14 protein-coding genes are annotated in these 16,177 nt (G+C 68.3%); 7 read left to right on the forward strand and 7 right to left on the reverse strand.

From position 1 onward, the window contains the following. Positions 1–136 precede the first annotated feature (136 nt). Positions 137–274: a DUF1674 domain-containing protein gene (locus tag JW805_13560; GenBank protein MBN2973046.1), complete on the reverse strand. Its 138-nt coding sequence runs from the start codon at positions 272–274 to the stop codon at positions 137–139. Positions 275–346: 72 nt separating this feature from the next. On the opposite strand from JW805_13560, the gene JW805_13565 reads away from it, so the two are divergent. From JW805_13565 to purH, 4 genes are read left to right on the forward strand one after another with little or no spacing between them, the layout of a single operon-like run. After that, positions 347–1,621, forward strand: a complete 1,275-nt coding sequence (locus JW805_13565; protein MBN2973047.1) for a methyltransferase domain-containing protein — start codon at positions 347–349, stop codon at positions 1,619–1,621. A gap of 37 nt (positions 1,622–1,658) precedes the next feature. After that, entirely contained in the window at positions 1,659–2,330 is a 672-nt protein-coding gene (locus tag JW805_13570) for a ribulose-phosphate 3-epimerase (GenBank protein ID MBN2973048.1), read from the forward strand. Further along, the gene (locus JW805_13575) at positions 2,327–4,066 is read left to right on the forward strand and encodes a heparinase II/III family protein (protein MBN2973049.1); all 1,740 of its coding nucleotides are present in this window, start codon (positions 2,327–2,329) and stop codon (positions 4,064–4,066) included. Before JW805_13570 ends, JW805_13575 begins: the two co-directional genes overlap by 4 nt. A 10-nt stretch (positions 4,067–4,076) precedes the next feature. Beyond that, positions 4,077–5,642, forward strand: a complete 1,566-nt coding sequence (gene purH / locus JW805_13580) for a bifunctional phosphoribosylaminoimidazolecarboxamide formyltransferase/IMP cyclohydrolase (GenBank protein MBN2973050.1) — start codon at positions 4,077–4,079, stop codon at positions 5,640–5,642. 41 nt (positions 5,643–5,683) lie between these two features. Here the strand turns inward: purH and JW805_13585 are convergent, their stop codons facing one another. The 6 genes from JW805_13585 to rpmB all read right to left on the reverse strand — a co-directional run bounded on the left by JW805_13585 (position 5,684) and on the right by rpmB (position 15,022). Next, entirely contained in the window at positions 5,684–7,171 is a 1,488-nt protein-coding gene (locus tag JW805_13585) for an oligosaccharide flippase family protein (protein MBN2973051.1), read from the reverse strand. A gap of 162 nt (positions 7,172–7,333) precedes the next feature. Beyond that, a complete protein-coding gene (polA, locus tag JW805_13590; GenBank protein ID MBN2973052.1) occupies positions 7,334–10,108 on the reverse strand; it encodes a DNA polymerase I in 2,775 nt (924 codons plus the stop codon). A 162-nt stretch (positions 10,109–10,270) separates the two neighbouring features. Next, positions 10,271–10,933 (reverse strand): ligase-associated DNA damage response endonuclease PdeM, encoded by a 663-nt coding sequence (pdeM, locus tag JW805_13595; protein MBN2973053.1) that lies wholly within the window; start codon positions 10,931–10,933, stop codon positions 10,271–10,273. A 67-nt stretch (positions 10,934–11,000) separates the two neighbouring features. Then, positions 11,001–11,951, reverse strand: a complete 951-nt coding sequence (locus JW805_13600) for an aspartyl protease family protein (GenBank protein MBN2973054.1) — start codon at positions 11,949–11,951, stop codon at positions 11,001–11,003. A 91-nt stretch (positions 11,952–12,042) separates the two neighbouring features. Then, entirely contained in the window at positions 12,043–14,502 is a 2,460-nt protein-coding gene (locus JW805_13605) for a ligase-associated DNA damage response DEXH box helicase (protein MBN2973055.1), read from the reverse strand. A 223-nt stretch (positions 14,503–14,725) separates the two neighbouring features. Continuing rightward, positions 14,726–15,022, reverse strand: a complete 297-nt coding sequence (rpmB, locus tag JW805_13610; GenBank protein MBN2973056.1) for a 50S ribosomal protein L28 — start codon at positions 15,020–15,022, stop codon at positions 14,726–14,728. 178 nt (positions 15,023–15,200) lie between these two features. Here rpmB and JW805_13615 point away from each other — a divergent pair, with 178 nt between their 5' ends. The 3 genes from JW805_13615 to JW805_13625 are packed head-to-tail and all read left to right on the forward strand — an operon-like array spanning position 15,201 to position 16,079. Continuing rightward, complete coding sequence (locus tag JW805_13615; protein MBN2973057.1) at positions 15,201–15,431, forward strand: hypothetical protein; 231 nt, start codon at positions 15,201–15,203, stop codon at positions 15,429–15,431. Next, positions 15,428–15,619 carry a YqaE/Pmp3 family membrane protein gene (locus tag JW805_13620; GenBank protein MBN2973058.1) on the forward strand — a complete coding sequence of 64 codons (192 nt, stop codon included), beginning with the start codon at positions 15,428–15,430 and terminating at the stop codon, positions 15,617–15,619. Before JW805_13615 ends, JW805_13620 begins: the two co-directional genes overlap by 4 nt. 31 nt (positions 15,620–15,650) lie before the next feature. Continuing rightward, positions 15,651–16,079, forward strand: a complete 429-nt coding sequence (locus JW805_13625; GenBank protein ID MBN2973059.1) for a nucleoside deaminase — start codon at positions 15,651–15,653, stop codon at positions 16,077–16,079. Positions 16,080–16,177: the final 98 nt, after the last annotated feature.

Below are 16,177 nucleotides of genomic sequence, written 5' to 3' on the forward strand. Positions count from 1 at the left end.
ATGAACCTGGACCTATCCTCCCCGCAAGGGGCGGTGGCGCGCAGGACGCGCGACGGAGGGGTCACCCTACCCGGATAGTTCGCCCCCCTCCGTCAGCCCTGCGGGCTGCCACCTCCCCTCGGAGAAGGGAACGGGTTCAGAAATCGATCGCGATGCCCTTCTTCTCCCAATCGCCGTAGCGGGTGGGATGGCGGTCGCTGCCCGGTTCGGGCTGGGTGTCCGGGCCGGGCGCGGGGACCGGCGGGTTGGGCGGCAGGTCCTCGGGCGGTTTCACATGCGGGGGTCGCTGACCCATATCCAGTCTCCGGCGATTGCGTCGCAGCGTCTTAGCCGCCACATCGGCGCGATGCCTGCTCCTTACAAGCCCACTCGCGACGATCCTCCCGGCGTTCCGGCCCGCCGCGCCGCCCTGCGCTTGCTCGATGCGGTGCTCCGCCGGGGTCAGGCGTTGGAGGGCGCGTTGCACAACGCGACGCAGGGGCTCGACAATCCGTCCGACCGGGCGCTGGCCCATGCCATTGCCGCGCAAGTGCTGCGGCGGCTGACCGATCTCGACGCACTGATCGATTCGGCGACGCGCCAGCCGCTGCCCGAGGACGCCAAGGCGCGCTTCGCGCTGCGCATCGCGCTCGCCCAAGCGATCCTGCTCGAAACGCCACCGCATGCTGCGATCTCGACCGTGTTGCCGCTGGTCGACGGCGGCCCGCGCAAGCTGGTTCACGGCGTATTCGGCACGCTGATGCGGCAGACGGCGACGTTGCCCGGCGTGGCGGCCCTGCCGCCGGCGGTCGCCGCGCGATGGGGCGCCGCCTGGGGCGCGGACATGGTCGCAGCGGCCGGCCGCGCGATCGTCGACCAGCCTCCGCTCGACCTGTCGCTGAAGGCCGAAGACGTCGAGCATCCCTCGGGCGTCTCGCTTGCTCCCCGCCACGTCCGCCTCCCCGTCGGGACCAGCGTCCGCGCGGCCGAAGGCTTCGGCGAAGGCGGATGGTGGGTGCAGGACCTCGCCGCGTCGCTTCCCGCGCGCCTGCTGGGCGCGGGCAATGGCCGCGTCCTCGATCTGTGCGCCGCACCGGGTGGCAAGACGATGCAGCTGGCCGCCGCCGGCTGGGACGTCACCGCACTCGACGTGTCGGAGGCGCGGCTTGCGCGGCTGTCGGACAATCTGTCGCGCACCGGACTGTCGGCTGAGATCGTCGTCGCCGATGCACTCGCCTGGACCCCGCCCGCCTCGTTCGACGCGATCCTGATCGACGCGCCGTGCAGCGCAACCGGGATCTTCCGACGCCATCCCGACGTACTCCACCGCGCAAGCCCCCGGGTGATCGCCGAGGCACGCGAAATCCAGGCTGCCCTGCTCGCGCGCGCGGCCGACTGGGTGCGGCCGGGCGGAACGCTCGTCTACGCCGTCTGCTCGCTGGAAGCGGAAGAGGGCGAACGACAGATCGCCACCATCCGCAACGCACGGAGCGACTTCGGCATTGTACCCATTTCGGCGGACGAGTTGCCGGACGGCATTGTCCCGACCGGCGACGGCTTCGTTCGCACTCTGCCCGGCATGCTGGTCGAGCAGGGCGGGCTCGACGGCTTCTTCATCGCCCGGATGACGCGCAACGCCTGACTTGTTCCCTGCGGCGAGGATGCTAAGGGCAGCCGGCATGCAGCCGGTCCGCATCGCACCCTCCATCCTGTCCGCCGATTTCGCCAAACTGGGCGAGGAGGTGCGCGCGATCGACGCCGCCGGCGCGGACTGGATCCACATCGACGTGATGGACGGACATTTCGTGCCCAACATCACCATCGGCCCCGCGGTCGTGAAGGCGCTGCGCCCGCACAGCTCCAAGCCGTTCGACGTCCATCTGATGATCTCGCCGATCGACGCCTATCTCGATGCCTTTGCCGATGCCGGCGCCGACATCATCACCGTGCATCCCGAAGCGGGTCCCCACATCCACCGGACCGTCCAGCATATCAAAGGCCTGGGCAAGCGCGCGGGTGTCGTGCTGAACCCGGCGACTCCGGCCAAGATGCTCGATTACCTGATCGACATGGTCGACCTGGTGCTGGTGATGAGCGTGAACCCGGGCTTCGGCGGCCAGAGCTTCATCCCGAGCCAGCTGAAGAAGATCGCCGCGATCCGCAAGATGATCGACGTGTCCGGTCGCGCGATCGACCTGCAGGTCGATGGCGGGGTCGATGCGACGACCGCGCGTCAATGTATCGAAGCCGGGGCCAACGTGCTCGTCGCCGGCAGCGCGACGTTCCGCGGCGGGCCCGATCGTTACGCTGCGAACATCCGCACGCTACGGGGTGAAGACGCCAGCGCATGAGCAGCCTGCCGCCCGACGACCTGCCCGTCGACGGGATCGACGAGGGAAAGCGGCTGATCCGGGTCGGCGGCGACACCGGCCTGTCGCTCGCCGAGCGCCTGTCCGAACGCTTTCACCGTTTGACATGGCGCACGCCGCTTTATGGCCTGCGCCTGCGCGGCAAGCATCCGCTGAAGCTGATCACCGTCGCCGACGATCCTTTCCCGGGCGACCCGTCGCGCGGGCGCGCTCTGCTCGACGGCCATATCGCGCTCAGGGGTGAACGCCGCGCGATCGACGGGCTGGATGCGAAGCTGCCCGGTGCCAGCCGTGCCTTTGCCGATCATGTCCACGGCTTCGCCTGGCTGCGCGACCTGTCGACCGTCGCGCCGCGGGCGCAAGGGGCGCCGATCGCGGAGAACATCATGCGCGCCTGGCTGGCTACGCATGGCGAGGCGGTGTCCGAGCCTGCGTGGCGTCCCGACCTGACGGGCAAGCGCCTGCTCGCCTGGGTTGCGCACGCGCCGCTCATCCTGTCATCGACCGATCTCGTCTATCGCTCGTCGGTACTCCACGCGCTGGCCCGCGGCGCGCGCCATGTCGAGCGGATTGCCGACAAGGCTCCGGCCGGCGCCCCGCGGATCGCGGCCTGGGCCGGCGTCATCACCGCCGGGCTGATGATCCCGGGCGGCGACCCGCGACGCGTGTTCGGCGAGGCGGGCATGATCCGCGCGCTGGGCGTCTCGGTGACCGACGACGGCGGCACGGTGATGCGCACGCCCGCCGGGCAGCTCGATGCGCTGATGACGCTCGTCGCCCTGCGCGCGGTCTATGCCGCGCGGCGGATGGAGATGCCGGCGCAGATCGAAATGGCGATCGGCAAGCTCGTCCCCCCGCTGCTGGGGGTCGCTCATGGCGATCGCGGTCTGTCGAGCTGGCAGGGCGGCGGGCCGATCGCGGGCGACGCGATCGATGCGGTCATCGCCGCGAGCGAAATCCGTACCCGCCCGCTGCGCCAGGCCCGCGCCTGGGGGTATCAGCGGCTGGCCAACGCCGGCACGCTGCTGATCGTCGATGCCGCGCCGCCGCCGATCGGACAGGTCGTCGATGGCGGTTGCGCCTCCACCCTCGCCTTCGAAATGTCGGACGGCCCTGCCCGCCTGGTCGTCAATTGCGGAGGGGCGCGCGCAGCGAATGCGCAGTTGCCCGACGCTCTGCTACAGGGCCTGCGCACGACGGCCGCGCATTCGACGCTGACGCTGGGCGATTCCAATTCGACCGCGCTGCACCCCGACGGGACGCTGGGGCGCGGTGTCGGCGAAGTCGAACTGGCGCGGACCGAAACCGATACCGTCAGCCGGATCGAGGTGAGCCATGACGGCTATGTCCGCCGCTACGGCATGGTCCATCGCCGCCAGATCGCGCTGGGTGCCGACGGGCGCGACGTGCGTGGCGAGGATTCGCTGCTGGCGACCGGGCGCACCCGCCGCCGGGCGGACACACTGGCCTTCGCGATCCGCTTCCACCTCGCCCCCTCGGTCGAGGTGTCGCCGACCGCCGACGGTCAGGCCGCGCTGCTGCGCCTGCCCGGCAACATCCTGTGGCAGTTCCGCTGCAAGGGCGGGTCGCTTGCCATCGAGGAAAGCCTCTGGATCGACGGCGACGGCCGACCGCATCCGACCGAACAGCTCGTCGTCACCGGGGAGACACCCCCCGGCGGTACGAGCGTCAGCTGGTGGTTTCACCGCTCGAGATAAGGAAGACCGAATGACCGACGTTACCATCCGCCGCGCCCTCCTGTCGGTGTCGGACAAGACCGGCTTGGTCGATCTCGCCCGCGCGTTGGCCGACAAGGGCGTGGAACTGGTATCGACCGGCGGCACGGCGAAGGCGATCCGCGACGCCGGCATCCAGGTTCGCGACGTCAGCGACCTGACCGGCTTCCCGGAGATGATGGACGGGCGCGTGAAGACACTGCACCCGGTGGTCCACGGCGGGCTGCTCGCGCGCCGGGATACTGCCGAACATATGGCCGCGGCCGACGCGCACGGCATCGGCATGATCGACCTGGTCGTCGTCAACCTCTACCCCTTCGCCGCCACGGTCGCGCGGGGGGCGAGCCGCGAGGACATCATCGAGAATATCGACATCGGGGGCCCGAGCATGGTGCGCTCGGCGGCCAAGAATCACGACAGCGTCGCGATCGTCACCGACCCCGCCGATTACGCCGCCGTCGCGCGCGGCGTGACCACGCTCGACGAGCGCCGCAGGTTCGCGGCAAAGGCGTTTGCGGCGACCGCCGAGTACGACGCGATGATCGCCAGCTGGTTCGCCTTCGCCGACCAGGGCGAGCAACTCCCCGAGCGCCTCAGCGTACCGCTGAAGCGTGGCCAGTCCCTGCGCTACGGCGAGAACCCGCACCAGTCGGCCGCGCTCTATCTGCCGGCCTTTGCGCCGAACGGCAGCCTCGCCGACCACGTCCAAGTCCAGGGCAAGGAACTGAGCTACAACAACCTCAACGATGCCGACGCCGCGCTCGAACTCGTTGCCGAGTTCCGTAATGGCCCGCCGACCGTGGTCATCGTCAAGCACGCCAACCCGTGCGGCGTCGCGACCGGCGAAACGCTGGTCGAGGCCTATGAGAAGGCGCTCGCCTGCGACAGCGTGTCCGCCTTCGGCGGCATCATCGCGGTCAACCGACCGCTCGACGGTCCGACGGCGGAGGCGATCAGCGGCATCTTCACCGAAGTCGTCGCGGCGCCGGATGCCGATGATGCGGCCAAGGCGGCGTTCGCCCGGAAAAAGAACCTGCGCCTGATCCTGACCGGCGACCTGCCCGATCCGGCACGCGGGGGCATGATGCTGAAGTCGATCGCCGGCGGCATGCTGCTGCAGGGCCGCGACGGCGGGCAACTGGGCGAGCTGACCGTCGTCACGAAGCGTCAGCCGACAGACCGGGAACTGGCCGACTGCCGCTTCGCCTGGACGGTCGCCAAGCACGTCAAATCGAACGCGATCGTCTATGCCAAGGACGGCGCGACCGCGGGCGTCGGTGCAGGCCAGATGAATCGTCTGGAATCCGCGCGCATCGCCGCGTGGAAGGCGAAGGACGCGGCGGAAAAGGCCGGCTGGGCGGAGCCGAAGACGATCGGCTCGGCGGTCGCGTCGGACGCCTTCTTCCCGTTTGCCGACGGCCTGCTGGCGGCGGTCGAGGCGGGTGCGACCGCGGTCATTCAACCGGGCGGCTCGATCCGCGACGACGAAGTGATCGCCGCAGCCGATGATGCGGGGCTGGCGATGGTCTTCACCGGCATGCGCCATTTCCGGCACTGATCGGACGAGGCCCCTCCCGGACAGGGAGGGGCTTTCCGGCGTTACGCGGCTTCCGCCTTCGGCATCTTGCGAAACAGCGCGCGGTCTTCCTCGCCGAACGCCCATTTCCACAGCACGAAGGCGTAGGTCGCGGCGATCGCCGGGATGCCGATCAGTAGCTCGGCCCATTCCAGGCTCTTGGGCAACATCGTGAAGGCGCCGCCGACCACGATCGCCGCGACTGCCGCCCAGATCAGCGGCCAGCGGATCGGATTGACGCTGGCCCCCAGCAGCCGCGAGAGGAACAGGTTCTTGGCGATCGACCCGCACAGGAGCGCGACCATCAGCGCGACTGCCGTCCCGGCCGCCTGGTAATTGATCGGCCAGCCGATCCACCGCATCGCCAGGATCAGCACGAAGCTCAGCACGATCTGGAACGCCAGCACCGCGGCCGAGATCATCAGATTGCGGTGCCGTGCGATGTAGACGAGCGCGGATTCACTGACCGACCCCGGCGTCGCCAGCACTTCGGCGAACAGCAGGAAGGCAAGCGCGGCGGTGCCCGCGACGAACTGCGGACCCACCACACCCATCACCGCTTCGCCCGGAATCGAGCCCATCAGCGTCAGCATCAGTTGCGCCGCGACGATCCAGAATCCGACCTGCCGCACCTGTCGCGCGATCGCGCCGCGATCGTTTTCCTTCAGGCTGTGCGTGATGACCGGGCCGAGCACGGGATCGAAGCTGGTCTTCAGTTTCTGCGGCAGCGACGACACCTGCTGCGCCATGTAATAGATGCCGACGATGGTGGGGGTGAACATCAGCCCCAGGATGAAGCGGTCGACGTTGCGCGTTCCCCATTCCAGCGTGTCGGCGCCGGCGAGCGGGATGTTGGCGCGCGCGAGCGCGAACAGTGGGCGCAATTCGGGCTTCCACCCCTTTGGCACGCCGTAGCTGCGCACGAACGGCACCAGCGACGCGGTGAGCGCCGCCGCCATCGACACGGCATAGGCGAAGATCAGCCCGTCGCGTGCCGAGACATAGTAGAACCCCCATGCCGCAATCGAGATCGTCCACGGCTCGACCACGGCGCGCGCGGTCACCTGCGCCTTGACGTTCAGCCGATATGCCAGCGCGGCCAGGCTGATGTCCGACCAGGCGACCGCGACGACGATCAGGCTAAGGAAGCGTTCGGCGCCATAAATCTCGCTGTTGGGATACATCGCCTCCGGGAAAACGAAGAGCAGAGCGCTGGCGATCATCGATGCGACGAACGCCACCGCCATCGCGTCCCAGGCCACATCGACATGCGGCCGGTCGGTGCTGGTCAGCGCCTGCGCAAGCCCCCGCTTGAGCCCCAGCGTCGCCACGAGCGCGGCGAATTCGACCACCACCACCGCCAGCGCAAAGCGGCCGACGATGTCGGGGCCGTACAGGCGACCCGCGATGAACAGGAACGGCAGACGCGCGAGCAGGCGCAGCGCGAAGCCGGCGATGTTCGTGCGGCCACCCTTGGCGAGCGCAGCGATGTCCTGCTGGGATTCAGCCACGAACGGCTGTCCCCGACACCGTTCGCCCTGCGCTTGGCCGGCCCCCATCAAAGTCGCACTTCGATGGGACCCTAGCCGAAGGGCCGGTCCTTGTGCCGCACGCGAAGAGCGCGTGTATCGGAGTACGGCCCCTCGACAAGCTCAGGGCGAACGGAAGATGGGTCAATGCGCCGCGCCCCAGCTCTTGCCAGTGCCGATCTCGACCCCCAACGGCACGGTCAGCGTCACCGCTGGCTCGGCCGCCGTCTCCATGACGCGGCGGATGACCTCCGTTGCTGCCGCCACATCGCCTTCAGGCAGTTCGAACACCAGTTCGTCATGCACCTGCAGCAGCATCCGCACATGCCGCAATCCGGCGTCGGCCAGCGCCGGCCCCATCCGCGTCATCGCGCGCTTGATGATGTCGGCGCTCGTGCCCTGGATCGGCGCATTGATCGCGGCGCGTTCGCTGCCGGCACGCTCGTTGGGATTGGGCGCCTTGATCCGCGGGAAGTGCGTCTTCCGCCCGAACAACGTCGTCGTGTAGCCGCGCGCCTTCGCCTCCTGCAGCGTGTCGGCGATGTAGCGGTTGATGCCGGGAAAGCGTTCGAAATAGCGGCTGATCATCGCCTGCGCCTCGTCCGGCGTGACGTCGAGCCGCCCGGCCAGACCCCAGCGGCTGATGCCGTAGAGGATCGCGAAGTTGATCGTCTTCGCCCGGCCGCGGGTGTCGCGGTCGACCGTGCCGAACAGCTCCTGCGCGGTCATGCTGTGGATGTCGTCGCCGCGTTCGAACGCCTCGCGCAGTTGCGGCACGTCGGCGATATGCGCGGCGAGGCGCAGCTCGATCTGCGAATAGTCGGCCGACAGGATGATATTGCCCGGCTCGGCCACGAACGCGTCGCGGATCTGGCGGCCGGTCTCGGTGCGGATCGGGATGTTCTGCAGGTTCGGGTCGGTCGACGACAGCCGCCCGGTCTGCGCGCCGGTCAGGCTGTAGCTGGTATGGACGCGCCCCGTAGCCGGGTTGATCTGCGCCTGAAGCGCGTCGGTGTAGGTCGATTTGAGCTTCGACAGCTGACGCCAGTCGAGCACCTTCACCACCATCTCGCGGCCCGGCGAATCCTTGTCGGCAGCGATCCGTTCGAGCTCGTTCACGTCGGTCGAATAGACGCCGGACTTGCCCTTGCGCCCGCCCTTGATCCCCATCTTGTCGAACAGCACGTCACCCAATTGCTTGGGGCTGCCGATCGCGAACTTGAAGCCCGCGTGTCCGTGGATCTCCTCCTCCAGCGCCGCGATCTGGGTCGAGAAATCGGCCGACAGCTTGGCAAGGATGTCGGCGTCGACCTTGATCCCGTGCATTTCCATGCCGGCGATGACCGCAGGAAGCGGCCGGTCGACCATTTCATAGACGCGGGTCGAGCCCTCGAACGCGAGGCGTGGCTTCAACCGCCGCCAGAGCCTGAGCGTCACATCGGCATCCTCGGCGGCGTAGCGGGTCGCCGCCTTCAGATCGACTTCATGGAAACCGATCGCCTTCTTGCCCGTCCCCGTCACGTCCTTGTACGCGATGCAGCTGTGCGACAGGTGCGTCGCGGCGAGCTCGTCCATGCCGTGGCCGTGCAGCCCGGCGTCGAGGTCGAAGCTCATCACGATCGTGTCGTCGTACGGCGCGACCGTCACGCCCAGCCGCCCGAGCACGATCATGTCGTATTTCAGGTTGTGACCGATCTTGAGGACGCTCGGGTCCTCGAGCAGCGGCTTCAGCTGCGCGATCACCGCGTCCCGTTCCAGCTGCGCCGGCCGCTCGGCGAACATGTCGCTGCCGCCGTGGCCGACCGGAATATAGCAGGCGAGGTTGGGCGCGAGCGCCAGGCTCACCCCGACCAGTTCCGCGCGCGTCGCGTCGAGGCCGGTCGTCTCGGTGTCGATCGCCACGAACCCCTGATGCCGCGCGATCTGGATCCAGTGGTCGAGCCGCTCGGCATCGACCACCGTCTCATACGCGTCATGATCGCAGGGCGGATCGGCTTCGACGTCCGGCATGCCCGGCACATCGGCTGCGGCGACCGGCGCGTCGGCGGCACTCGCACTGGTGTCGAGCTTCGCCAGCAGCGACTTGAAGCCGTGATGCTCCAGGAACGCGCGGAGCGGCGCGTCGGGAATTCCCTTCAGCTCCAGCTCTTCGAGCGTGTCGGGCAGCGGCACGTCGCAGGCAAGCTCGACCAGCTTGCGGCTGATCCGGGCGCTTTCGGCATGCTCGATCAGATTGTCGCGCAGCTTGCCCTTCTTCATGTCGGGCGCAGCGGCGAGCACGGCTTCGACGTCGCCATGTTCCTGGATCAGCTTGGCCGCGGTCTTCGGGCCGACGCCAGGGACGCCCGGCACATTGTCGACGCTGTCGCCCATCAGCGCCAGCACTTCACCGACCTTGCCGGGCGGAACGCCGAACTTCTCGAACACCTCCGCCGATCCGATGCGGCGGTTGTTCATCGTGTCGAGCATGTCGAGGCTGCCATCCTCGACCAGCTGCATCAGATCCTTGTCGGAAGAGACGATGGTGACCTGCCACCCTTGCGCCAGCGCGGCCTTGGCGTAGCTTGCGATCAGGTCGTCGGCTTCCCAGCCCTCCTCGTCGATGCACGGCAGCGAAAACGCGCGCGTCGCGTCGCGGATCATCGGGAACTGCGGGACCAGATCCTCGGGCGGCGGCGGGCGGTGCGCCTTGTACTGGTCATAGAGTTCGTTGCGGAAGCTCTGCGACGATTTGTCCAGCACCACCGCCATGTGCGTCGGTCCATCCGCCTTGTGCAGCGCGTCGGCGAGCTTCCACAGCATCGTCGTATAGCCATAGACCGCACCGACCGGCTCGCCGTGCTTGTTCGTCAGCGGCGGCAAGCGGTGATAGGCGCGGAAGATATAGCCGGAGCCGTCGACCAGGTAGAGATGGGGCATAAGGCCGCGATAGCAGGGGGTTGGGTTTTGCTAAAGCCTCGAACCCCATCGTTCGTCATCCCCGCGAAGTCGGGGATCAATAGTCGCTGGTCTGTACGAAACTCAGAACGGCCAGCCAGAATATATTCCCGCCTTCGCGGGAATGACGGTCGTGAGGTCTGGTCACGCCGCGATCGGAAACCGCAGCAGTCGGTCGTCGAGCGCGACCAGCGCCTGCGCCCCCGTCCCCACCGCGCGCACGATTTCGGGATGCCCGGCGTCCAGCCCCCCGGTCAGCGCCCCGAAGGCGGGCAGGATCAGCTTGGTCGGCGTCGCGACGAAGCACCGCCGCGCGACCTGCTTGCCGCGGACGCGGACGCGCAGCTTGGGGTGGAAATGGCCCGACAGTTCGGGCCTGGATTCGCGCGGGTCGGCTTCATGCCGCAGGACCAGGCCCCCCACCTCCGCCTCGTCGACGATCTCGCCGCCGCAATGATCGACCATTGCCGCGTCGTGATTGCCGGTAATCCACGTCCAGCGCGTCGCGGCGGTCAGGGCGCGGAGGCGATCCTGCGCGGCTTGCGGCAAGCGCTCGCATCCTCGCGAATCATGGAAGCTGTCGCCCAGGCACCAGATTTCCTGTGCCCCCGTCCGCGTCACCAGTGCGGTCAACGCATCCAGAGTGACGAGCGAATCATAAGGCGGCAGATGCTGGCCGAAGCTTGCGAACCAGCTCGCCTTTTCGAAATGCAGGTCGGCGACCAGCAACGCGCGCCGCGCCGGCCAGAACAGCGCGCCTTCGCGCAGCGCGTCGAGCTCCACACCGGCGAACGAAAAGCGAACCATAGCGCGCCCTTACACGCACGAGACTCGGGCATTCAAGGGGTTAGAGCGTACCGGCTCGCTCCGAGCCTTACCGACGCGACGCGCGGTCGCAATCGATCCGGCAAGGCCCCTGCGTGACGAATTTGCGCGGCAACAGGAACCGCGCCTCGCGATTGGCGAAGTCGATATCGACGCGGCGAAAGGATTTGAGCGCATCCATGCCGAGCATCAGCGCGGGTCGCTCGGCCAGCCCGAAATGCGCGAACGGCGCGACATCGGCGAAGGCGATCGGCATATCGGTGAACTGGACGCTCGCCAGCCGGATGCGGCCGGCGCGACCATAGTCGGCGGTGACGGTCCCGCCGGTCGCACTGTACAAGGTGAGCGGCTGAAACCGACCGGCCCGCTGCATCAAGCGCTTCAGGGCGGAATTGCCGACCGTCACCGCCGATCCGGTGTCGAGCACGACCCGCACCTTCGTCCCGTCGACATCGGCGTCGGTGACGATCAGCTGGCCCATGGTCGATCGCGCGCGCACGACGATCTCGCCGGGGGCTGCGGCGGGCGTGCGCCTGAGCTTCACCGACGGCGCCACCGCCATCGTCTTCGCATCCAGGTCGATGATGACCTTGTGATCCTGCAACGTATCGATGCCGAGCAGCCCCATGCCGCCCAGATCCTGTGCATCGAGCGCCGGCGCGTCGATCCGGCCGATGCCCGGCACGCTCGACAGGCGGAGCGACGGGATGACGACGGTACCGACCCGGGTCCGCCCGCTCATCGTCACGAGATTGACCGCGCCTGCCGACGCAAGGCCCAACGTCCCGGCCAACTGGCGGGAAATGACGGTGCGTTCGGACCCGGTGTCGATCACGAAGCGGAACGGCCCGGCGCCGGCGATCTGGACGGGCACGGTCATACGGTCGTCAACCAGCGTCAGCGCGACCGGCGGCGTTTCCGCCCGCACCGGCGCCTGCGCGACATCGGCGGCGAGCGGCAGCAGGCCGAGCAGCGGCAGCATGATGGCGGGAACGCCCATCGCATCCTCTCCGGGTTGTGAGCGCAAGGCTATGCCTGTGCGGGACGGCGTGCAAGACGACGATCAATCCCCCCTTTCAGGGGAGATGTGTTTAGTCGAGCGCCATCGCTTCCGCCGCCAGCGCTTCGGCCTCGGTCAGCAGCGCGTCGTCCGCCGCGCCCGACTGCGCCACGCTCTCGCGCCCGATCAGCACCATCACCGGCACCGCCAGCGGGCTGATCCGGTCGAGCCGCGCGTGCAGCATCGTGCGGCCTGCCCGGTCGAGCAGGTCGGCCAGGCGCCCGACATCGGTCATTCGTGCCCGCGCATCCTCCCACGCCGCCTGGAGCAGCAGATGCGTCGGCTCGTATTTGCGCAGCACGTCGTAGATCAGGTCCGTCGAAAAGGTGACCTGCTTGCCCGACTTGCGCTTGCCGGGATGCTGCCGCTCGACCAGCCCGCCGATCACCGCGACTTCGCGGAAGGCGCGTTTCAGCAGGTTCGATCCCTGTACCCAGTCGACGAACTCATGTTCCAGAATTTCGGGCGAAAACAGCGCCGCGGGATCGTCGATCGGTTCCAGGCCGTAGCAGGCGAGCGCATAATCGTTCGATACGAAGCCGAGCGGCTTCAGCCCCATCGCCTCCATCCGGCGCGTGATGAGCATGCCGAGCGACTGATGCGCGTTCCACCCTTCGAAACTATAGGCGACCATGTAGTGCCGCCCTTCCCGCTCGAAGGTCTCGACCAGCAGCTGGTCGGGCGCCGGCAGCATCGAGCGGCGATCCTGCACCTCCAGCCATTCGCGCACGTCCGCCGGGAAGCGATGCCATTCGCTGCGATCATAGAGGAAAGTGCGGACACGGTGGGCAAGGTTGGTCGACAACGCCATGCGCGTGCCGACATAGGTCGGGATGCGCGCGGGCTTCGTCGTCGCGCGAACCCACAGGTCGGCGACGTCCATCCGCTCGACCTCCAGGCTCAACCCTGCGAAGAAGAAGGTGTCGCCGACCGACAGACTGGACGCGAAATATTCCTCGACCGTGCCGAGCTTGCGTCCGTTCTTGAAGCGCACGTCGAGCGTGACCGCATCGACGATGATCCCCGCGTTCAGACGATGCTGCGCGACGAAGCGCGGGTGACTGACGCGCCAGATGCCGTCGGGGCCCTTCGTCAGCCGCTTGAACTTGTCATAGGCGCGCAGGGCATAGCCGCCGTCGGCGATGAACTGCAGCACGCGGTCGAACGTCTCGTCCGCCAGCGCCGAATAGGGCAGGCTCCCCCGGATTTCGGCCAGCAACGTGTCGCGCTCGAACGGGGCGGCGCACGCCACCGCCATGATATGCTGGGCCAGCACGTCGAGCGCGCCGGGACGGAAGATGTCGGGGTCGAGCTCGCCCGCCTCGACCGCATCCAACGCCGCGCGTGCCTCGAGATATTCGAAGCGGTTGCCCGGCACGAGCACCGCCTCGGACGGCTCGTCCAGCCGGTGATTGGCGCGACCGATGCGCTGGAGCATTCGGCTTGAGCCCTTGGGCGCCCCCATCTGGATGACGCAGTCGACGTTGCCCCAGTCGACACCCAGGTCGAGGCTGGCGGTCGCCACCAGCGCGCGCAGGCGCCCGTCGGCCATCGCGGTTTCGACCTTGCGGCGCGCTTCCTTGGCGAGGCTGCCGTGGTGCACGCCGATCGGCAGGCTCTGGTCGTTTTCCTTCCACAGGTCCTGAAAGATCAGCTCGGCCAAGCTGCGGGTGTTGCAGAACACGATCGTCGTCCGTCGCGCCTCGATCTCGCGCATCACCTGTGGTGCGGCATAGCGGCCCGAATGGCCCGACCACGGCACGCGCCCCTGCGGCAGCAGGATCGCGATGTTCGGCTCGGCGCCGGCCTCGCCGCGGACCAGCCGCACCGTGTCGATGTCGCCATCGGGGGCCAGCCAGGCGCGATAGCCGTCCGGGTCGGCGACCGTGGCCGACAGCGCCACGCGGCGCATGTCCGGCGCGATTCCCTGCAGCCGCGCGAGGCTGAGGCTCAGCAGGTCGCCGCGCTTGCCGGTCGCAAAAGCATGGACCTCGTCGATCACCACCGTCTTCAGCTGCGCGAACATCTCGAAACTGTCGGGATAGCTGAGCAACAGGCTGAGCGATTCGGGCGTGGTCAGCAGGATATGCGGCGGGCGGGCACGTTGGCGCGCCTTGCGATCGGACGGCGTATCGCCGCTGCGCGCCTCGACCCGGATGGGCAGGCCCATTTCCTCGATCGGCGTCATCAGGTTGCGCTGGACGTCGACCGCCAGCGCCTTGAGCGGGGATACGTAAAGCGTGTGCAGCCCGTCGAAGCCCGGCGTCTCGATCAGCTCGGCCAGGCTCGGCAGGAACCCCGACAGCGTCTTGCCCGCGCCCGTCGGCGCGACGAGCAACGCATGCTCCCCGGCGCGCCCCGCCGCCAGCATTTCGCGTTGATGCCGGCGCGGCGCCCAGCCCCGCGTGGCGAACCAGTCTGTGAGCTGCGGAGGAAGGTCGGGCGTCGTCACGTCTGCGCGATATAGGTTGCTCGCGGCGTATCCCAACAGCCGGCGTGCACGCGGTCATGCTCGATCGAGGGTCGAACAACGCATCGCGGCTATCTGAAACCAGAGATCGCCGTCGCCGTCGCAGAGGTGACGTCACGCAGATCGGGGCGATGCGCGACCGTGCGACCGACGCACACGCGAAGCGCCGCCCCGACACGAGCCGGGACGGCGCTTCGTGAAACCCGTGAACGCACCGGCGTCAGACCGCCGGCGCGGGCGCGCTTTACGCGGCCTTGGTCTCGGCCAGCTTCTTGACAACGTCGCGCTTCAGGCGACGGGCGCGCAGCGACAGGTCGGTGTCGCTGGTCTTGACCAGCCAGTTGTCGAGACCGCCGTTGTGCTCGACCGAGCGCAGGCCGTGCGTCGACACGCGCAGGCGCACGCTGGTGCCCAGCGCGTCGCTGATCAGCGTGACGTTCTGCAGGTTCGGCAGGAACGTCCGCTTGGTCTTGTTGTTGGCGTGGGAGACATTGTGGCCCACCTGCCGGCCCTTGCCGGTCAGCTCGCAAATGCGCGACATCGCTTGAAATCCTGATCTACCAACGGTCGAAACCGACCCGGAAAGGCCGCGCCCCTACCCCGTGGTGGCGCATCCGTCAACCGATTCACGTCGCGCCGCGCCGATGCGATGCAACTTAGCACGGATCAACCGCGTTTGGTTACGCGAACGATTCGATTGTTTCGGGGAGAGTTTGGGCATGCGCGCGTTGCTGGTTCTGCTGGGTCTGGCGGTGGTCGTCGTCATCATCGCGATGTCGCTGGGCATGATCTCGATCGATGGCGGCCGCCTGCCGCGCGTCGCGGTCGAAGGCGGGCAGGCGCCCAAGGTCGACGTCGGTACGATCGACGTCGGCACGGTCAACAAGACCGTCCAGGTGCCGGTGGTCGAGGTGAAGAAGGCCGACAACGCCACCGCGACGCCGCAATGACAGTCGGCGTCGGTCCGGTCGTGGCAGCCGTGCTGCTGCCGCCGTTCGGCGTCTTTCTGCGCCGGGGCGTGGGACGTGATTTCTGGGTCGCCTGCGCGCTGACGCTGGTCGGCTTCGTGCCCGGGCTGATCTTCGCCGTGTGGAGCGTGCTGCGCGAACCGGGTGACGGAACGCCCATCGCCGTTTAATCCGGGGGCGATGTTCCCGCTTCCGCCCCCCATGCGCGCCGCGCTCGATGCGGCTGCCGAAGCGGCAAAGCAGGGCGAGGTACCGGTCGGCGCGGTGGTGATTCGCGGGGCCGAGATCGTCGCGGTCGCCGCCAATGCGCCCCGCACGCTCCACGATCCGACGGCGCATGCCGAAATGCTCGCGATTCGCCGCGCTGCGCAGGCGCTGGGCCGCGACCGGCTCGACGACTGCGACCTGTGGGTGACGCTGGAGCCCTGCGCGATGTGCGCAGGCGCGATCGCCCATGCCCGAATCGTTCGGCTCTATTACGGCGCCAGCGATGCGAAAGGCGGGGCGATCGAACATGGCCCGCGGTTCTTCGGCCAGCCGACCTGCCATCACCGGCCCGACGTCTATTCGGGTATCGGCGAGCGCGAGGCGGCGGACCTGCTGCGCACGTTCTTCGCGGCCCGGCGGTAGCGTTCGACCGGCCGTGGTCGAGGCGGTCGTGCTCCGGCGCCAGGCCGGTGCCCTGGCCATCGCCCCCGTTCGGCGTCCGCCGCGCCGGCACATCTTTT

It is taken from the genome of Roseomonas aeriglobus (assembly GCA_016937575.1).
Lineage (GTDB): Bacteria > Pseudomonadota > Alphaproteobacteria > Sphingomonadales > Sphingomonadaceae > Sphingomonas > Sphingomonas aerigloba.